Origin of the sequence: Floridaenema aerugineum BLCC-F46 (assembly GCF_041929345.1) — a bacterium.
Lineage (GTDB): Bacteria > Cyanobacteriota > Cyanobacteriia > Cyanobacteriales > Aerosakkonemataceae > Floridanema > Floridanema aerugineum.
Map to the genome: position 1 here is coordinate 58,985 of NZ_JBHFNQ010000219.1, position 18,228 is coordinate 77,212.

Genomic DNA, 18,228 nt, shown 5'->3' on the forward strand with positions numbered 1-18,228 from the left:
GTGAAAACTTTAAATTTAACCCATGAACCAAGAAGAATATTTGAAAAAACTCTACTCAAATCGTTTTGATCCCCACCAAAGAAAAGCAAAAATTGCTTTGTGGAAAACTTTAACTGACGAGTTTTTACAAAAGTATATAGACCCGGAATCAGTTGTTTTAGATATAGGCGGAGGGTACTGTGAATTCATCAATCAAGTTAAGGCTAGAGAAAAATATCTTATAGATTTGAACCCAGATTCTCAACTATTTGCCGATCCTAATGTAACAATATTTAACGTTAATGTTCTCAACATCCAGGAGCCAAAGGTACTGAAAAAACAGTATGATATAATTTTTGTTTCCAACTTTTTTGAACATTTAAACAGTAAAGAAGATTTAATCAAGGTTTTATTGTTCTGTTTCAATCACCTAAATCCTGGAGGTTCTTTATTAATTATACAGCCAAATTTTAAGTACTCAGTTAAAGAATACTATGACTTTATCGATCACCAATTACCAATCACGCATCTTTCTCTCAAAGAAGTACTAGAAGCTATTGGTTTTAAAATTAAAGTTTTAATTCCCAAATTCTTGCCTTATTCAACAAAAGGTAGACCAAGTTCGCCTAAACTTTTGAGCTTGTATCTCAAGTTACCCTTTGCTTGGCAGTTTTTAGGTGGACAGATGTTTATTCAGGCATCAAAGCAGTTTTAGAGACGAAAGCGATAATAATTTAAGAGGCAAAGAAAGTGAGCAGAAGAGTTTTAATTACAGGAGGCGCAGGTTTTGTTGGTAGTTGTTTGGGATTAGGTTTAGCTGAACGCTATTCCGACTGGAAAATTATTGCTTTGGATAACTTAAAACGACGGGGTTCGGAACTAAATTTGCCGAGATTGAAGCAGGCAGGAATTGAATTTATTCACGGCGATGTTAGAAATATAGAAGACCTCGATCCGATCGCACTAAAACCAGATTTAATTTTAGAATGTTCCGCAGAACCATCGGTATTAGCTGGATATAATTCTCCTGGTTATGTTCTCCAAACTAACTTGGTAGGAACTATAAATTGCTTGGAATTAGCTAGACAAACTCAGGCAGATTTTATTTTTTTGTCTACGAGTCGAGTTTATCCGATCGCGCATCTGAGCACTTTAAAATATACAGAAACAGAAACTCGTTTTCAACTGTTAGATGAGCAATCTTTACCGGGTGTATCGAGTCAAGGAATCTCCGAAGAATTTCCCCTTGATGGAGCTAGATCTCTCTATGGCGCAACCAAATTAGCTGCGGAATTGTTAATAGCTGAATATGCCGATGCTTATGGAATCAGAACTTTAATAAATCGCTGTGGCGTGCTGACAGGGCCTTGGCAAATGGGGAAAGTCGATCAAGGCGTATTTGCTTTATGGATGGCATTTCACTATTTTCAAAAGTCGCTTAAATATATCGGCTATGGCGGGACAGGTAAGCAGGTAAGAGACTTTTTGCATATTGCAGATTTATTGGATTTAATAGATATCCAAATTCAAAGGTTTGAAGAATTAAAAGGGAAAACTTTTAATGTTGGTGGTGGGGTGGAAAATACACTTTCCCTCTATGAAACAACTCAGCTTTGCCAAAAAATTACTGGGTATGAGATACCTATTACCCCAGTAGTCGAAACACGCACTGGAGATGTACCGATTTATATTACAGATTCTCGAAAGATTACAGAAACTACAGGATGGACACCCAAAAGAAATGCTGAGAATACCTTAAGAGAAATTTATGAATGGATTCACAAATATAAAGACATAGTAAATAATATATTTGGGTGATTAAATGTTAATTATAATGCTATAAGTTAGCAAATTATCGCTAAAAAAATGTCAAATAAAATTTTAATAATAAAAACTGCTGAGTCGAAAAGTAGTAAGTATAATGCAAATAATTTCTATTGTTTCCGGTCTTCCTCCTGCTATTGATGGTGTAGGAGATTATGCACTTAATTTAGCTCGGCAACTTCGGAAAGATTTCGCCATAAATACTCATTTTATTGTTGGTAATCCCAAATGGGTGGGAGCAGATGAAATAGAAGGATTTTCTGTTAGCAAGGTGAACGATCGCACTGTCTCTACCTTACTGTCCCTGCTAAACAAAAATTCTGCACCATCTACCATTCTGTTACACTACGTTTGCTACGGTTATGCGTTGCGAGGCTGCCCTTTTTGGTTAATAAATGGCTTACAAAGGTGGCGAAATGCAAAAAGCGATCGCTCTCTAGTAACTATGTTCCACGAAACTTATGCTTTTGGCCCACCTTGGACGAGTGCTTTTTGGTTATCACAGGTGCAAAAATATCTGTTAGCTCGTTTGGCACAGATTAGCGATCGCGCTCTCACCAGCAAACAAGGCTATGCTAAAATTATTAGCCAATTAAGTTTAGGAAAACAAACCCAAATCCCTGCACTAGCAGTATTTTCTAATGTGGGAGAGCCAGAACAACCTCCACCACTTGTAGAGCGTCCCCGACAACTAGTAGTGTTTGGAGCAGCTTCTACTCGACGGCGAGTTTATCAGAAATCTTTAGCTGCTTTAGAGCACACTTGCCAAGAACTATTAATTGAGGAAATATGGGATATAGGGCCAGCCACCGGGCTTGAGATTGCCAAAATCAATGGAGTACCAGTTATAGCTCTGGGCGAAAAAACCCCAGTAGAAATTAGTAAAATTTTGTCAAGTTCTATAGTCGGCTTCTTTAATTACGATATAGACTATCTGGCTAAATCAGGAGTTTTTGCTGCTTACTGTGCTCATCGGTTACTTTCTGTGGGTATATCTTCCAGTAATTTACAGGCAGATGGACTACAAGCAGGAAAACATTATTGTTTAGCAGATGATCTTACACAAAGTCTTAGTTTAACCGCAGGACAAGCGATCGCTGACAATGCCTACACCTGGTATCATAACCATAATTTAGCGATACAGGCTAAGGTGTTTGTTGGACAAATAACTCGTAATCCCTAATGAAAGATTTTTTCTGAGCAAAATCACCAAAATAGAGTTAATAATTAAAATGTGGGAAACACTCAATAAGCCTCAATATTTTTTTAGTCCATCTTTGCTAGCTTCTAGGTTGAAAAAAAGCTTAAAAAAACCTCAGACTTTTGAAACGGTCAGACTTCCTTGGAATGCAGAAATACGGGTTAGAACTTCTGATTTGATCGGACACGCGCTATATACCTCTGGCTTTTTCGACCTGATTGTCAGCGAAGCAGTCTGGCGATTAATAGAGAAAGGAGATCAGGTTATAGATGTGGGGGCAAATATTGGATATATGACCAGCTTAATGGCGAGCCGTGTAGGAAAGAGTGGAAAAGTTACTGCTTTTGAACCTCACCCATTAACATTTAAAGAATTGGTACATAATGTCCAAAATTTTATGAATTATTATGATGTTAATAACATAGATATATACCAGCTAGCAGTATCTAATAAAAGCGGCACAGATTTTTTAAATGTTAGCAACCCAGATCCGGCATTTGCAGCCATTAATAGGGAAAATAATGCCTGGGAAGATCCCAAATCAAATATAGAAGTTTCAGTAACTCGACTGGACGATATTTTTGATGAAACCGAAAAAATTTCTCTAATCAAAATAGATGTTGAAGGCCATGAAATGTCAGTTTTAGAAGGGGCTGATAATCTGATTTCAAAAGGTAAAATAAAGCATATTGTTTTTGAAGAACACGGACAATACCCGACTCCAACGATGGAATTTTTAGCAAGTAAGGGATATACTTTATGGAGTTTGGGCAGAAATTTTTGGGGGCCAGTTCTGTTTGCCCCTAATGAACCTCGCGGACGGCAACTTTGGGACCCACCAAATTATTTAGCTACCAAAGAGCCAAATTGGGTTCTGGCACGGATGAAGAGTCGGGGATGGCAGGTATTAACAGGGGGTGGAAGGTGATTTAAATATAATTGCAGATGTGAAAATTATTTAATCTGCAATACTTTCATTAAAAAATCGCACTTAGATAAGATAACAGAACTTTATATTTATTAAATTTGTTTATGAAAAAAGTTGTCTTGATTACAAGCTTTGAACCAAATATTGGAGGGGGAGCGGTAATTTTTAATAGCCTGATTCCGCCTTTGAAAGAGAAAGAGATAGAAATAGAGTGGATTTATTTAAATGGTAAAGATATACAAGTAGATGGCTGCATTCGTATAGGACATAAATTAATGGGAGGATCTTTATGGAAAGACATAAAAAATAATTTACTGTTATGGCTAGGAATAAAAACAAAAGCTTTCCAGGAAATTTTAGATAAAATTATTGCGATTAAAGCAGATGTTTATTGGATCGAAGCCCATAATGAAGGAGTATTAATCGCTCGCGAACTGGCTCAGATGACAGATACTCCCATACATTTTACGGTACACGATGATGTCCCTTACGGTGTATTTGCCCGATCGCGTCGCTATCGCTGGCTTTCAGGAATAGCGCAAAAGCGTTTTGCTCAAGCAATTCGTTCGGCTTCAGGGGTAGATGTCATCAGTGAAGGGATGCGTGATTACTATCAGAAAATCTTTGGGATCGATTCAACTGTTATTCATCGTTATCTACCTTCTTTACCAAAATTTGCCCCAGCATCTTTAGATGTTAATACATTAACTGTTGGGCATATCGGCACAGTTTACTCTTTGGCAGAATTCCGTTTGTTTTGTCAAGCATTGCAGGAATATGCTAAAGCAAAAGGACTGAATGTTAAGCTAATTACGATCGGGTTAGCACGAGAATACATTACCATAATTGAGGAGTTTCCCCAACTGATTCAAGATATTCCTCAACTGACGGAAAGTAAAGCGATCGAGCAACTTTCTAGCTGCAATTTTGTCTATGCAATGTATCCTTTTTCTCGTTCAGCAAAAGTTTTCCGACAAACAAGTTTAGCCACAAAAATAACTACATATATCCAGGCTCAAAAACCTATATTTGCCCATACACCCAGCGATAGCACCCTAGCAACACTGGTGAATAATTATCAGATGGGATTAATTTGCGATCGCTTAAATCTTTCGGGCTTAATTGAAGCGATCGAACAGCTTTGTCACCAGGAAGTAAATCCCCAGAGTTTTGAAAGCGCTCGTGCCGCTTTATTTGGATATGATAATGTAACAAAGCTCGAAAAGTGCCTGAAGCAAAGCCTATAGTTTGAGAGGGCAAATTAGTGAAACTGATAATTGGTTTAGTAGTTATTTTAACTATACTATATCTTTCATTTCGCAACTGGAAAACGGCGATTAAAACCGTATTATTACTTGTGGTACTTGAAGGTGCGCTGCGAAAATGGGTTTTACCACAAGCAAGCGAATTAATTTATTTTTTGAAAGATTTAGTACTTCTAGGCGCTTATATTCGTTACTATGGAATATTAATTTTTCAAAGAAAGTTGGCGATTAAAAATCACTTTGTCAATGTATTGTGTTTCCTAGCAGCAGGATGGTGTATACTTCAAGCTTTCAATCCCAGTTTAGGTTCGCCTATAGTTGGTTTATTTGGATTAAAAGCTTACTTTTTCTATACACCATTAATGTGGATTTTAGTAGATGTATTTGAATCAGAATCAGAGCTTTATCAATTTTTGCGCTGGCAACTTTTGTTAACAATTCCAGTAGGAATTTTAGGGGTAGTTCAATTCTTTAGTCCTCCCAGTAGCCCTATTAATGCCTATGCTCCGGGACTAGAAGCGCTAGGGGGAGTAGCCACATTTTCCAGATTTGCCAGAATTACAAGCACTTTTGCCTACATCAACAATTACGCCCTATACCTGATAGTATGTTTTGGTTTATTGATACCTTTTCTCTCTGTTAACCAATCTCGCTGGTGGAAGTTAGCCACTATCAGCGAAATTTTCCTGGTAGTTGTTAACCTAGCTATGACTGGTTCTCGCAATCCTGTTATTAGTTCAGTATTGTTTTTATGCTGTTATTTAGGTGCTAATTTACTCACCTATCCTGCTAGAGCATTGCGTTTTGTTGGGCGATTTTTGCCCATAGCTATTGTGGTTACTATAGCCGCCTTTATCTGGTTTCAACCAGCCATAGATGCCTTTTGGAATCGGGCTAGTTCTAATAGTGACGTATCCCATCGCATTGAAAACACTTTTACCGAGCCTTTACGCTTTTTTCAATATAAGGATATTGATGGCTATGGTACAGGAGCGACTCATGGCGCAAGTCAAACACTTCGCAACACTCTCGGTTTACCACCAGGAGAACCTATTGCTACAGGTTTTGAAGCAGAAATGGGCAGAATAGCTTTGGATTTAGGGCCGATAGGTTTTACTTTATGGTATGGTTTTCGGGTGAGTTTGATAATTGCCCTTTGGCTAGTTTTTTGGCAATTGCAAAGACCTTTTTTGAAGAATTTAGCACTCGCCGCTTGTCTAATTCAAGCCATCCAAATCATAGGACAGGTGGTAACTCTCCATACTTTCTCAGTTTATTATTGGTTTTTAAGTGGTTTTATATTCCTATTGCCTGAATTAGAAAGAAAAGAAAACTTTTACCGAGATTTACAATGGGTTAACCAAAATGTCCAATCCGCGCATCTCCCTGATTCACCCAATGGGGAATCCGAACTCCCGTGAAGCTGCATTAGCTTTGGCGGAAGCAGGTTTATTATCGGAAATAATTACTACAATTGCTTACAATCCAAAAGGCTCTTTTTCCCACTATTTAAATTTCCTGCCAAGTTCAATCAAAAAACGAGTTGCTGATGAATTAGGAAGACGCACTTGGGTTGCTCCTGAAGGTGTTTTTTTGCGATCGCATCCCCAAAAAGAAGCTCTCCGCATCGCTTTAGTCAGAACTGGATTGCATAACCGTTTAGGCATTACTTTACAACAAACGGTGGATTGGATTTATGCTTCGATCGATCGCCATGTTTCCCAACATCACCTCCAAAATTTAAACGCCGTTTATGCTTACGAAGATGGTGCCGCTGCCACATTTAAAGCCGCTAAAAAACAGGGAATTTTTTGTTTTTACGATTTGCCAATTCTCTTTTATCGTGCTAGTCGCGATATTCAAACTGAGGAAGCTAATAACTTTCCAGAGTTAGCCTCAGCATTACAAGCAGCAAAAGAACCTGCTTGGAAAATCGAACGAAAAGAGCAAGAAATTGCCTTAGCAGATCACATTTTTGTTGCCTCTTCTTTTGTGAAAAATTCTGTAATTGAAGCAGGAGTAAAACCAGAAAAAATTAGCGTTATTCCCTTTGGCGCACCAATTGATTATTTCCAGCCGAAACCGAAAACAGATAAGTTATTTCGAGCCTTATTTGTCGGTAGAGTTAGCCCCCGAAAAGGCGTTCACTATTTATTCCCAGCATGGCAGAAATTGCAATTACCAGAAGCAGAATTACTGCTAGTTGGATTGAATGAATTTCCCGAAAATTACTTACAGCAATACCAGGAAAAAGTTCGCTTTGTTCCCTCTGTTCCCCACGCTTCTTTAAATAACTACTACAGCAGTGCCAATGTTTTGGTTTTGCCAACTTTAGTGGAAGGAATGCCTTTAGTAGTTTTAGAAGCAATGGCTTGCGGTATTCCGATTATTACTACTCCCAATTCTGGTATTGGTGATATCATCACTAATGGGGTTGAGGGTTTTATTATCCCTATTCGCGATGTAGAAGCACTTGAGGAAAAACTCGAATGGTGTTATTCTCATCCTTTAGAATTAGCTGAAATGGGTAAAGCTGCTCGTCAGAAAGCCGAACAATTAACCTGGAGTTTATATAGGCAAAAATTGGCAAATCGGGTGAAAGAAATTTTGAATTAGGGGACAAACAATCCATTAGTGTAGATAGGTAATTCAACGGGACTATAAAGTTTGCCGTTTGGTTTAAACAGGTAGCACTTATAGCCAAAATTAGCTAAATATTCTCTAATTCGCTGACCGTTTTCTTTCATTAATTCCGCATAAATAACCCGAATTCGCTTTTCTTTAATTAGTTCTTTCGCTCCTTCTAAAGCGGGAATTTCGTAACCTTCTACATCTAGCTTCCATAGATCGACTTTTTCGATCGCACGTTTCTCCAATTCATCTGCCAATCTAACAATTTGAATTGGTTCGCCTTCGGTTTCTGATACTTGACACCAATAACCATGAATATATTCTGGCCCATGAGTGCGAAGTTTCAATTGTGTGGTAGTTGCACCCAAACCGCAACGAATCAATTCTACTGGTAATGTAGGATTAACCGCTAAACATTCTGCTAGCCAGTCTGCTTGCTCTCTTCCCGGTTCAAATGCTAACACTTTGCCTTGTGGTACAAACTGAGACAGGTATAGTAGTATTTGACCAATGTTTGCACCCGAATCTACAATGACACCATCTGGAGGTAAAAACTCTCTAGCCCAGTTAATAAACTCTGGCCCTTCATATTTACCATACACGATCCAGCGATGAACGGGGTTTGCCAGATCCAATTTCCAGGGGATACCAGCGGCGGTTTGTGCCCAGCAAATTCTTTGATTGGCGATCGCTTTTCCGAAAATTCGATCGCATATTCCCAGTTTGTAAGGAAAGTCGAAGGGTTGCAACCAAGGTAAACCAAAGGGAAGAGAAATAGTATCCATAAATTTACTTTAATGCCGACTTCTAAGATAATATCAACTTTTAATCAAACTATGCTTTTTCAAAAATCGCTGCTTCATCTTTGGATTCCTAATATGTTCCAATTTACCGGGGGAATCCAAACTTATTCAGCTTTTTTTCTGTCAGCATTACAAAGTTTATACCCAAACATAGATTATCATGTTTTCCTTAAACATGATACTTTTTCTTCACCCAATTTTCCCTTTTTACCTGATACCAAATTTCACTTTGCCGGAACTGTACACCCCAAGTTTAAAACGATCTTTTTTGCTACTAAAATAGCTGGATATGGACTTTGGCAAAGACCGAATTTAATCATATCTACTCATCTAAATTTTACCATTGCTGCCTATTGGTTAAAACGGATGGCAAATATTCCCTATTGGGCAGTTGCTCATGGTGTTGATGCTTGGAATATCGATCGCCCTGCCCTAAAAACTGCGCTGCAAAATGCGGATAAAATTATTTCCGTTAGCGGTTACACTCGCGATCGCCTTCTCGCAGAACAAAACTTAGATCCAACTAAAGTTATCCTTTTGCCCAACACTTTTGATGCCAGTCGTTTTCAAATTACTCCTAAACCAGAATACCTGTTAAAACGTTATGGATTAACAACTAATAATTCGATTATCCTCACAGTAGCTAGACTCGATCGTAGCGAACAATATAAAGGATACGATCAAATTATTCAAGCTTTACCAGAAATTCGCCGTTATCTTCCGAATGTCCATTATATTTTAGGGGGAAAAGGAAGCGATCGCTCTCGCATTATGCAATTAATTTCTCAGCTAGATTTACAAAATCATGTAACATTAGCAGGGTTTATTCCTGACAATGAACTGGGCGATCATTACAATCTTTGTGATGTCTTCGCCATGCCAAGCAAAGGCGAGGGATTTGGCATTGTTTATTTAGAAGCTTTAGCTTGTGGTAAACCAACTTTAGCAGGTTCTAAAGATGGTGCTGTTGATGCTCTTTGTCATGGCGAATTAGGCGCTTTAGTAGACCCTGATAACATAGCAGAAATTGCCCAAACTTTGATTAAAATATTGCAAGGTACTTATCCCCACTCAATTATGTATCAGCCAGAAATATTACGCCAAAAAGTTAAAGAAATTTATGGTTTCGATCGCTTTAAACAAAGCTTACAAGAAATTATGCAAACGGAGTTGGTGAAATGAAAGTTTTGCACGTTATTCCCTCAATTAGTCCAACTCTGGGTGGCCCAACACAAGTAGTTTTAAACTTAGTAAAAGCTTTGCGAGAATCTAAAATTGAAGCTGAAATAGTTACTACGAATGATAATGTAGATGTGCCATTATATGAATGTACTGAATATGAACAAGTTCCGGTGTGGTTTTTGCCTAAATCTTCTCTATCTTTAAAAGAGTATTTCTTTTCTCCTGCTATTACTAAATGGTTGTGGGAAAATATCAGAAATTACGACATTTTAGATAATCATTATCTTTTTTCTTACGCTTCTACTTGTGCAGGTGCGATCGCACGTTGGCAAAACATTCCCTACACAGTTCGCACAATGGGACAACTTGCACCTTGGGCACTCGCCCAAAGTCAGCGCAAAAAACAAATATATAGCCTACTTATAGAACGACATAATTTGAATCGTGCAGCGGCTATTCATTGCACTTCCGAAGGAGAAGCAGAAGATGTGCGAAATTTTAACATAAAAACCCCTACCGTTACTCTACCTTTAGGAGTAAATCCACCAGAAACTTTGCCAGATGCTAAACAAAAAATTCGCGAAATTTATCAAATTCCTCCGGCAACTCCCATAGTATTATTTCTCTCTCGATTACATTACAAAAAACGTCCAGATTTGTTAATCCGTTCCCTGAGCAAATTAGCATTAAACCAAACTAAATTTCATTTAATTTTAGCAGGAACAGGTGAACCAGAATACCTGGAATATTTGCAAAAATTAGTATTAGATAGTGGTTTAACTGCTCAAACTACCTTTTCTGGGTTTGTCACGGGAAAAGATAAAGATTTACTATTGCAAGGATCGGATATATTTGTATTGCCATCTTTTTCGGAAAATTTTGGCATTGCTGTAGCCGAGGCGTTAGCAAATGGATTACCTGTGATTATTACCCCAGATATTCAAATTGCGCCGGAAATTTCCCGGGCTAATGCTGGGTTAATTGTACCAGGAGAAGAAGCCGCAGTAGCAAATGCGATCGCGCAACTACTCTCAACTCCAGAACAGCGTTACCAATTAGCAGAAAATGGGAAAAAATTAGTTAAAGAGCGTTACTCTTGGAATGCGATCGCTTGTCAACTTACCGAAGTTTATCGCACGATTATTGAAAAACAAACACTTCCCAACAATATCAATTTCTCTTAAGTACAAAATGACCTACTCTCAACGTTTATTAAAACAAGGAAATCCTTTAACTCGACTAGCACATCGTTCCCGTTTTAGTGCAGTCTTAAATCTTCTTGGTAATACCAAATATCAGCAAGCACTCGACTATGGTTGTGGCGATGGTTGGTTACTGAAAACAGCTTACGAACAAGGCATAATCTCATCAGGAATTGGCATTGATGTAGCAGATTATATGCTAGAAGCCTGTCAAGAAATGTTTCCAGAAATCCCAGAATTTAAATTTTGTAAACCCGAAGAATTATCGAAAGTAATATTACCGCAAAGTTGCGACCTAATTTTCTGCACTGAAACCTTAGAACATATTGGCAATCCTGAAAAGGCTTTAGCACAAATTTTAAGCTATAGCCAACCGGGAGCCACAATGATTATCTCCGTTCCCATTGAAATTGGGCCATCACTTTTATTAAAACAAATTGGACGTTACTTTGCCAATCTCAAAGGCAATTATGGTTACGAAAAATACACCTTAAGAGAGATAGTATCTGCCGCTATTATGTGGGACGTAGAAAGTTTTCCCTCATCCCATTCCTTAAAAAAGGATTACACTGCTCATAAAGGGTTTGATTACCGTAAAATAGAGAAATTGCTGAGTGAGAAAGTGAAAATTCAGCAGCGAAAATTTTCGCCTTTTCCTTGGGGTGGCAATCTACTTAATAGCACGGTAATTTGGGTATGTAAAATTGAAAATACCTAAAAGCGGTATGTTGTTGCGCTTTAGCGCTCTTAGACTAATTAAATTAGCAATCATGAGCTTTTTAGTGGTGCTAATTAGTGTTATTCCGGTGCGAATCGCGATCGCCAAAATCCAAGCACCTCAGCCACAAGCCATACTAACACTCGGTAGTTGGCTCGATCGAGAAATGTTTACCGCCCAATTCGCCACCAAACATCCTAACTTAGAAATTTGGGTTTCTTCTGGTACAGGCCCCGAATTTGCCCAACCTATTTTTCGCGCCTTTGGCATCCCAGACAACAGAGTGCATCTAGACTACCGCGCAGTTGATACCGTTACCAACTTTACAACTTTAATCGACGACTTCAAAAGTCGAAAAATTCAACATCTTTACCTGATTACCTCCGAATATCACATAACCAGAGCAAAAGCAATTGCTACCCTAATTCTAGGTAGTCAAGGTATTATATTTACTCCCTTAACTGTTCCTTCCCATGAACCATCCGAATCTTGGTTTCGTATCTTACGTGACATTTTTCGTTCCTTACTCTGGATTTTTACAGGTCGTACAGGAGCCAGCCTTAACTCCTACTTTTAAGCAAGATTTTACATTTAATATTTGGTTAAACAGCAAAAGTAAATAATTATTTCCAGTATTTGCAGCATTGTTAACTTTTGCCGTGTGACAGATGACATTAAAACTTGAGGATACAACATGAAAATACCTGCAAAGTACTGGATACCTAGTTCTGTACTTGCTTTTTTTGTTGGGATCGAGGTAATACTAAGAGTAGCATTCGGATTAGGAAACCCAGTATTAGTACAAGCAGACTCTTATACTGGCTATCGGTTTAAACCAAATCAAAAATTATTTCGCTTAGGTAAAAAAATTCAGTACAATCAGTACTCGCAACGCTCCGAACCAATTACACTCAAAAAGCCGCCCGGAAAACTGAGAATATTAATGATTGGTGACTCAGTTCTCAATGGTGGCAATCCTACTGACCAAAGCCAAACTATTACCGAACTATTTGAAGCCAAACTATCTGCATCTGGACATCCAGCAGAAGTATTAAATGCCTCAGCTGGTTCTTGGGGAATTGGCAACGCATTGGGGTATCTACGAAAATTTGGTACTTTTAACGCCGACGCAGTAATTCTACAAATCGGTACTCATGACCTCACACAGCCTACCAGCACCAGCGCAGTTGTGGGGCATCATCCAGCTTTTCCCACCCACCCACCATTACTGGCAACCCCGGATGCTTGGAATCGCTATATCTGGCCCCACGTAGCTGGTAAATTAGGCTACAACTCAGCAAACGGCGATTTTGCATCATCTCCCATATCTCTGGCCCCAGATCAGCAATTTCAGCAAAATATGCAGCACTTTAAAGAGATAATTACTCTGGTTCGTGGTAAAAAGATACCTGTTTTCGTCCTATTTACACCAAATCGTGACGACTTACTACCAAAAACTAATGTGCCAAACTATAAACCAGAGTTTTTTCGGTTGCTTAAATCTTTACAGGTTCCTGCCATTGACACTCAAACCAATTGGTCAACCTTGTCACCTACAACAGTAGAATCCTACTTTCGAGATTCCGTGCATCTCAGTGTACAAGGAAATCAAGCTGTAGCGCAAAACCTTTTTGGGCAACTTTGCTTACAGCGACGACTAACCTGTGCTAGCTCAAAGCCTCGCCTTGGTTTTCCAGTTACACCAAATCAAAAACCACGTAATTAAAGAACCTTTGATGAATGTGGCTGCTTGATTAAATTCAGCGGTAAATCTATTAGAGCGCTCTCCTCACACAAAAATTTATACTCTATTGTCGCCATAAATATGGAATTAGGACAAAGGTTTTGTAGAGGTATTAGGTGTAACCTGTAACCTATATTCTTCAGTAGACAAGAGTAAGTTACTTACTAGAAGCTCCCTTTCCACTAATTTACTATGTAAAAATTAAACTCTGTAGGGAAAGGAGAGGCGGCAAATTAGTCTTAACTTTTGATTTCACAACCTTTAGGGCATCATCAATGGAAATCATCCAAAGGAAATCTAAATTACAGAGATTGTTAGCTCCACACTCAAGTGGCATCAAGGAAGAAAAAACAGCATTACCACAACTCCCAGTCAGACTATCGATTATTACCCAGTTTTATCCCCCAGACTATGCCCCCACCGGGCAACTTATCGAGGAACTATCCACACAGTTAAGGTATCAAGGTCTGCATATCCACGTCTTTACAGGACAACCTGGGTACGCTTTCACCAAAGAATCAGCCCCCACCATTGAACGCAGAGATAAACTTTTAATTAGGCGATCGCGCACCGCCAGACTTTGGCCCCAAAGAATCCGAGGTAAAGCCGTCAATGGTTTACTCTTCTGTTTAAGATCCGCCTTCCATTTACTCAAAACCTGTTGGCGCGGCGATATCCTCCTCCTGACCACCGCACCTCCCTTTCTACCAATTTTGGGTTACTTAGCAAAACTTTGTTTTGGTTTACCTTACGTATGCTTACTTTACGACTTGTATCCTGATGTTGCAGTTCAGTTACAAGTTGTCCCCGGACACCATTGGGTTGTTAAATTCTGGAATTTAATTAACAGACAAATTTGGAAAAATGCCAAGGGAATTATTGTTCTTAGTTCCACAATGAAAGAACGCATTGTCACCAAATGTCCAGAAGTAGCCGACAAGATTACCGTAATTCACAGTTGGGCTAATCCTGATTTAATTGTTCCCATACCCAAAAAAGATAACTGGTTTGCTCACAAATATAACCTGGTAGAAAAATTCACCGTTCTCTATTCTGGTAATATGGGTCGCTGTCATGATATGGAAACTATCATGGAAGCTGCCCAACAATTACAAGATCAACCAATTCAATTTGTCTTTATTGGTGATGGCGCTAAACGCAAATTTTGTGAAGAACAAGTAGCTGCTTTAGGATTAAATAATTGTTTATTTTTGCCCTACCAAGATAAACAATATCTTCCCTATTCTTTGACTGCTTGTGATTTATCTTTAGTGAGCGTCAGTCAAGGAATGGAAGGATTAGTTGCCCCTAGCAAACTGTACGGTATTTTGGCAGCTGCTCGTCCTGTAGCAGTAATTTGTGAAGAGCATTCCTACCTTTGCGATTTAGTAAAAGAAGCTAAATGTGGTCAAACTTTTCGCAACGCTGATGCCACTGGATTAGCTGAGTTTATTACTCATTTAGTTACTAACAAACAGTTGGTTAATCAAATGGGTAAAGCTGGTCGTCGCTACTTTCAGTCGCACTTTACACTGGAGATTATTGCTAAGGAATATGCACAAGTTCTGTGTAAAGCTTTGGTATCAGATCCAGAATGCGATCGCTCAATTTTCATGAAACAAGTACATTAATTAATACTTACTTATCTTCAGGATTGAGTTGCATCATTTCATAAGTTGTATAAGTTCCAATTGGACTCCAAATTATATATGGAACTAACAACAAACTTGCCCAAGGGGAAACAGACCAAACTGTTATAGCTAAAATGATTCCTAAAATGGAACCAATAGCGCCAACGATAGTACCCGCTTTTAAACTGTGGAGCCTAAACATTACTGGGTTGTAAGCGACAATCGCAATTTCCACCAACAAGTAAAAACCCATTAACCACCATGTTTTTTGGCTCCCTGGATCTGTTTCCCAAACAATATATGCTGACCAAGCTCCACAAATAAAAATAATAGTCCAAATAATCGGGATAGCAGCTTCAAAAGTTAGCCATTTGGGACGCTGCAACCGTTTAAACCATTTAACATCTTTGGGCAAAATTATATTACTACCCAGTGCGACTAATAATGTCACCGCCCCGATCGCCATCCAGGATTTAATCATTACTTTACTTTGGCTTTTACAAATAGTTTCTTTAGTGATTGTGTCAGGTTTTTAAAATAAGTTTAATCAATCTTTAGAGGTAAGGTTTTTTGCATCTATCTTGGGGTGGAGGTTGTGCCATCTATTTTATTTACACCAAAATCTATAAAAATATCTGTGTTCATCTGTGTTTATCTGTGGATATCTGTGGTAAAAATTATTTTTTTTAAACCGCAAAGAACGCAAAGGTAAGAGAGGGGCGATCGCACTTCCCTATTTTCTGTTTGTTTGTGGCGTGCGATCGATCTTTTTTTGAACCACGAAGACACGAAGGACGCGAAGAGAAGAGGAAGAGATAGCGATCCTATTTTCCTAGTTTCTGTTTGTTTGGTGGGTGCGATCGCCATTTATTTTATACGTAGATCAGTTTTTTTTACAGCATGACAAATGTCTTTTCTTCTTCCCAAATTACTGACTCTTCAAGTTTTCCTAATTCAGCAAATGTTTTACTAGCAAGTAAAACTGTCTGTAAATTAATACACATTTTTTCTGGATAATCTCCTACTTGCCCACCAACGACTAACTTTTCTATTTGTTCAGATTTGGAAAAATTAACCAAGTTATAAAAACTAATATTATCGAAAGTTACATTGACAATATATTTTCCCGCTTCACCACCGCCAATACTCATATAACTTTCTTCATCTGCACCTAATGTTACTAAAGTTTTGCTCTTTCCATTTAATTCAAGAATTGCTGTTTCTATTTCCTGCCAACTGGGGTTTTCAATAACAGTACTTTCATCTTTATTCCCAACCCAGTTTTCTATAGTGAGATTTGAAACAAACATTATTGCCTCCTTCTATTTGGGGGTTTAACAGCTATTGTTTTACTACCGCTTGGAGTAATAATTTCTAATTCTTCTATACCTAACTGCCAAGCCATAGAATTTACACCTCCTCTTATACCGCAAGCAGCGCAAAGATCGCGATCGACTATTAAACGAGCTTTTCCTCCTCTAATTCCTACATCTGCTGCTTGTTGGAAAGCATCTGCCTCTGCGTGAGTTTTGGTAATAGGATTGACATTAAAAGTTATTTGCCGAGGATTGGGATTACTTCCAGAGTTAATACCGAAGAAATTTTGACCGCCTATTTCTAGTTTGGCTATGGTTGATTTGTCGGTTTCACTACCAGCAGGAGGTAAACTAAGGCTCTGTCTATATTCGGCTAAATCATCAAAAATATTTTGCGTTTTCGCCTACCTTTTGGGTTAATTACCCTGGTTTTATCTAAATTATTTATTGCATTTTTTATTTTGGTTTTTGTTTGGGCGATCGCCATTTTTACTTTTTATTTTGTGATTTTTGCACTTCTACTTCAGTACTTTTCTGATTATTATCACTTTCATCTTCGTTGTACCAATGATGAAATCCAAGCAACCGAGCAATGCCAGAACTTTTCAGAAAAGCTAATCTTTCAGCATGATTCATAATCTGATTTGTTCCCACACGAACTTGCTCAGGAGTCAATTCGGGTGGGTGCGCCCCATTGTCTTTCTTATCTTTGGCAGAAGGTGAGAGCATTGTTTTTCAGGAAGATTTTACTGTTTAAGTGATTGAGTCCGATCGCTCTAAGTTATCTTCATCCTCGTCCCCCCATGTTTCTAGCCAATCACCTTCTATATCTTCATAGTAAAGCTCGACACGCTTAACACCATTTGTACGCCTGTCGCGTTGGTAAGTTCGGATCGCTTTGAGAGAGAGTAAAGAGCTTTCTACTGCGTCTTTGTTAAGGATGCTATTTTCAATTCCCATAATTACCTCAAATTTAAAGTTATCTTTCTCAATAAATAAGTTCATCATAACAGCTGCTTGGAAGAGAGTCACATTTCTGTAGAATAACATTCGCCAAAGAGTTAAGGTTATTTGCTAAATTTTGTGGATTTATGCTTACTAGTAGTCCTCTTGTTATACCCCAATAAAGGAGAGTAGCTTCCCAATTAACCTTTTTATCTGTTAACCATTCTTCAGAACTTATCGTTATTTGAACGCATAACGGTATACCAAAATTACCGCTAGTTACTAAATCTGTCGCCATCGATAAATCAATTATATAGCGCCATAAGCAAGCGCCTCCATTAATTTCAATTTCATCAGCAAGGTTATTAATTAATTCTTCATCTTCTTGGGTGAATTCTCCAGACATCATCTTCTTTTTCCAGGTGTCTAGCTTGGGATCGGACTCGTTAAACCATTGAGGAAATAAGAACTCGTACCAGTATTTTTCGGCTGGTGCCATTTGGGATTGTGTAAAAAAAATCTGCTTTTCTTCTGAGGTTAATTCTTTCAGCTTTAGCCACAGTCTAGAATCTAAAATTAACTCGGTTAGAAAGTCGAGTACCAAGGGTTTTCTTGTAAGAAGACCTACCTTTTTATCTTTAATCCAACGTCGTAATTCGTCTAGGCGTTTAGCTAAATTAGGTTCTGTTGATGAAGCATCTTTTATCAGGGAATCAAGTTCAGCCTTTATTTCTTTTGCTGGTAAGCGTTTGGTCGCCAAATGTAAAACCTCAAAACTTCATGATTATGGTTAATCAGCTTTTAGTTTATAGTATTATTCCCTAAAATAGCGTAAATGGCGATCGCATTTCCCTATTTT

20 protein-coding genes are annotated in these 18,228 nt (G+C 38.3%); 13 read left to right on the forward strand and 7 right to left on the reverse strand.

Annotated features, from left to right (window positions below; translation table 11 throughout):
- The first annotated feature begins 22 nt into the window (after positions 1 to 22).
- From ACE1CC_RS30815 to ACE1CC_RS30845, 7 genes are all read left to right on the forward strand, one after another.
- The gene (locus ACE1CC_RS30815; RefSeq protein WP_413274253.1) at positions 23 to 694 is read left to right on the forward strand and encodes a class I SAM-dependent methyltransferase; all 672 of its coding nucleotides are present in this window, start codon (positions 23 to 25) and stop codon (positions 692 to 694) included.
- A 35-nt stretch (positions 695 to 729) separates the two neighbouring features.
- A complete protein-coding gene (locus ACE1CC_RS30820; protein ID WP_413274254.1) occupies positions 730 to 1,797 on the forward strand; it encodes an NAD-dependent epimerase/dehydratase family protein in 1,068 nt (355 codons plus the stop codon).
- A gap of 103 nt (positions 1,798 to 1,900) precedes the next feature.
- Positions 1,901 to 2,986 carry a hypothetical protein gene (locus ACE1CC_RS30825; RefSeq protein WP_413274255.1) on the forward strand — a complete coding sequence of 362 codons (1,086 nt, stop codon included), beginning with the start codon at positions 1,901 to 1,903 and terminating at the stop codon, positions 2,984 to 2,986.
- A 109-nt stretch (positions 2,987 to 3,095) separates the two neighbouring features.
- A complete protein-coding gene (locus ACE1CC_RS30830) occupies positions 3,096 to 3,932 on the forward strand; it encodes an FkbM family methyltransferase (RefSeq protein WP_413274256.1) in 837 nt (278 codons plus the stop codon).
- A gap of 104 nt (positions 3,933 to 4,036) precedes the next feature.
- A complete protein-coding gene (locus tag ACE1CC_RS30835; protein WP_413274257.1) occupies positions 4,037 to 5,179 on the forward strand; it encodes a glycosyltransferase family protein in 1,143 nt (380 codons plus the stop codon).
- A 17-nt stretch (positions 5,180 to 5,196) separates the two neighbouring features.
- Positions 5,197 to 6,618: a hypothetical protein gene (locus tag ACE1CC_RS30840; RefSeq protein WP_413274258.1), complete on the forward strand. Its 1,422-nt coding sequence runs from the start codon at positions 5,197 to 5,199 to the stop codon at positions 6,616 to 6,618.
- Positions 6,563 to 7,813: a glycosyltransferase family 4 protein gene (locus ACE1CC_RS30845; RefSeq protein ID WP_413274259.1), complete on the forward strand. Its 1,251-nt coding sequence runs from the start codon at positions 6,563 to 6,565 to the stop codon at positions 7,811 to 7,813. The genes ACE1CC_RS30840 and ACE1CC_RS30845 overlap by 56 nt, the downstream gene beginning before the upstream one ends.
- Here ACE1CC_RS30845 and ACE1CC_RS30850 read toward each other — a convergent pair.
- Entirely contained in the window at positions 7,810 to 8,613 is an 804-nt protein-coding gene (locus ACE1CC_RS30850; RefSeq protein WP_413274260.1) for an FkbM family methyltransferase, read from the reverse strand. The two genes, ACE1CC_RS30845 and ACE1CC_RS30850, sit on opposite strands and share 4 nt — an antisense overlap.
- 51 nt (positions 8,614 to 8,664) lie before the next feature.
- Here ACE1CC_RS30850 and ACE1CC_RS30855 point away from each other — a divergent pair, with 51 nt between their 5' ends.
- The 6 genes from ACE1CC_RS30855 (at position 8,665) to ACE1CC_RS30880 (ending at position 15,108) form a co-directional block, all read left to right on the forward strand.
- Positions 8,665 to 9,813 carry a glycosyltransferase family 4 protein gene (locus tag ACE1CC_RS30855; RefSeq protein WP_413274261.1) on the forward strand — a complete coding sequence of 383 codons (1,149 nt, stop codon included), beginning with the start codon at positions 8,665 to 8,667 and terminating at the stop codon, positions 9,811 to 9,813.
- Positions 9,810 to 10,997, forward strand: coding sequence for a glycosyltransferase (locus ACE1CC_RS30860; protein WP_413274262.1), 1,188 nt, complete (start codon positions 9,810 to 9,812; stop codon positions 10,995 to 10,997). The genes ACE1CC_RS30855 and ACE1CC_RS30860 overlap by 4 nt, the downstream gene beginning before the upstream one ends.
- A gap of 7 nt (positions 10,998 to 11,004) precedes the next feature.
- Positions 11,005 to 11,733 (forward strand): class I SAM-dependent methyltransferase, encoded by a 729-nt coding sequence (locus ACE1CC_RS30865; protein ID WP_413274263.1) that lies wholly within the window; start codon positions 11,005 to 11,007, stop codon positions 11,731 to 11,733.
- Between the two features lie 52 nt (positions 11,734 to 11,785).
- On the forward strand, positions 11,786 to 12,310 hold the full coding sequence (locus tag ACE1CC_RS30870; protein WP_413274264.1) for a YdcF family protein: 525 nt from the start codon (positions 11,786 to 11,788) through the stop codon (positions 12,308 to 12,310).
- A 117-nt stretch (positions 12,311 to 12,427) separates the two neighbouring features.
- Positions 12,428 to 13,459, forward strand: a complete 1,032-nt coding sequence (locus ACE1CC_RS30875; RefSeq protein ID WP_413274265.1) for an SGNH/GDSL hydrolase family protein — start codon at positions 12,428 to 12,430, stop codon at positions 13,457 to 13,459.
- Between the two features lie 293 nt (positions 13,460 to 13,752).
- A complete protein-coding gene (locus ACE1CC_RS30880; protein ID WP_413274266.1) occupies positions 13,753 to 15,108 on the forward strand; it encodes a glycosyltransferase family 4 protein in 1,356 nt (451 codons plus the stop codon).
- Positions 15,109 to 15,115: 7 nt separating this feature from the next.
- On the opposite strand, the gene ACE1CC_RS30885 is transcribed toward ACE1CC_RS30880, so the two are convergent.
- From ACE1CC_RS30885 to ACE1CC_RS30910, 6 genes are all read right to left on the reverse strand, one after another.
- Positions 15,116 to 15,589: a TspO/MBR family protein gene (locus tag ACE1CC_RS30885; protein ID WP_413274267.1), complete on the reverse strand. Its 474-nt coding sequence runs from the start codon at positions 15,587 to 15,589 to the stop codon at positions 15,116 to 15,118.
- Between the two features lie 412 nt (positions 15,590 to 16,001).
- Complete coding sequence (locus tag ACE1CC_RS30890) at positions 16,002 to 16,418, reverse strand: Imm1 family immunity protein (protein WP_413274268.1); 417 nt, start codon at positions 16,416 to 16,418, stop codon at positions 16,002 to 16,004.
- On the reverse strand, positions 16,418 to 16,813 hold the full coding sequence (locus tag ACE1CC_RS30895; protein ID WP_413274291.1) for a deaminase: 396 nt from the start codon (positions 16,811 to 16,813) through the stop codon (positions 16,418 to 16,420). The genes ACE1CC_RS30890 and ACE1CC_RS30895 overlap by 1 nt, the downstream gene beginning before the upstream one ends.
- A 100-nt stretch (positions 16,814 to 16,913) precedes the next feature.
- Positions 16,914 to 17,153: a hypothetical protein gene (locus ACE1CC_RS30900; RefSeq protein ID WP_413274269.1), complete on the reverse strand. Its 240-nt coding sequence runs from the start codon at positions 17,151 to 17,153 to the stop codon at positions 16,914 to 16,916.
- Between the two features lie 24 nt (positions 17,154 to 17,177).
- Positions 17,178 to 17,432: a hypothetical protein gene (locus ACE1CC_RS30905; protein WP_413274270.1), complete on the reverse strand. Its 255-nt coding sequence runs from the start codon at positions 17,430 to 17,432 to the stop codon at positions 17,178 to 17,180.
- The gene (locus ACE1CC_RS30910; protein ID WP_413274271.1) at positions 17,413 to 18,129 is read right to left on the reverse strand and encodes a hypothetical protein; all 717 of its coding nucleotides are present in this window, start codon (positions 18,127 to 18,129) and stop codon (positions 17,413 to 17,415) included. The genes ACE1CC_RS30905 and ACE1CC_RS30910 overlap by 20 nt, the downstream gene beginning before the upstream one ends.
- Between the last annotated feature and the right edge of the window lie 99 nt (positions 18,130 to 18,228).

Excerpts from the sequence above, each read along its gene's own strand:
- ACE1CC_RS30860 (WP_413274262.1), top strand. The coding sequence starts at position 9,810 with ATGAAAGTTTTGCACGTTATTCCCTCAATTAGTCCAACTCTGGGTGGC.
- ACE1CC_RS30825 (WP_413274255.1), top strand. The coding sequence starts at position 1,901 with ATGCAAATAATTTCTATTGTTTCCGGTCTTCCTCCTGCTATTGATGGT.
- ACE1CC_RS30870 (WP_413274264.1), top strand. The coding sequence starts at position 11,786 with ATGAGCTTTTTAGTGGTGCTAATTAGTGTTATTCCGGTGCGAATCGCG.
- ACE1CC_RS30905 (WP_413274270.1), bottom strand. The coding sequence starts at position 17,432 with ATGATGAACTTATTTATTGAGAAAGATAACTTTAAATTTGAGGTAATT.
- ACE1CC_RS30835 (WP_413274257.1), top strand. The coding sequence starts at position 4,037 with ATGAAAAAAGTTGTCTTGATTACAAGCTTTGAACCAAATATTGGAGGG.
- ACE1CC_RS30875 (WP_413274265.1), top strand. The coding sequence starts at position 12,428 with ATGAAAATACCTGCAAAGTACTGGATACCTAGTTCTGTACTTGCTTTT.
- ACE1CC_RS30815 (WP_413274253.1), top strand. The coding sequence starts at position 23 with ATGAACCAAGAAGAATATTTGAAAAAACTCTACTCAAATCGTTTTGAT.
- ACE1CC_RS30900 (WP_413274269.1), bottom strand. The coding sequence starts at position 17,153 with ATGCTCTCACCTTCTGCCAAAGATAAGAAAGACAATGGGGCGCACCCA.
- ACE1CC_RS30855 (WP_413274261.1), top strand. The coding sequence starts at position 8,665 with ATGCTTTTTCAAAAATCGCTGCTTCATCTTTGGATTCCTAATATGTTC.
- ACE1CC_RS30850 (WP_413274260.1), bottom strand. The coding sequence starts at position 8,613 with ATGGATACTATTTCTCTTCCCTTTGGTTTACCTTGGTTGCAACCCTTC.
- ACE1CC_RS30865 (WP_413274263.1), top strand. The coding sequence starts at position 11,005 with ATGACCTACTCTCAACGTTTATTAAAACAAGGAAATCCTTTAACTCGA.
- ACE1CC_RS30845 (WP_413274259.1), top strand. The coding sequence starts at position 6,563 with ATGTCCAATCCGCGCATCTCCCTGATTCACCCAATGGGGAATCCGAAC.
- ACE1CC_RS30885 (WP_413274267.1), bottom strand. The coding sequence starts at position 15,589 with ATGATTAAATCCTGGATGGCGATCGGGGCGGTGACATTATTAGTCGCA.
- ACE1CC_RS30890 (WP_413274268.1), bottom strand. The coding sequence starts at position 16,418 with ATGTTTGTTTCAAATCTCACTATAGAAAACTGGGTTGGGAATAAAGAT.
- ACE1CC_RS30880 (WP_413274266.1), top strand. The coding sequence starts at position 13,753 with ATGGAAATCATCCAAAGGAAATCTAAATTACAGAGATTGTTAGCTCCA.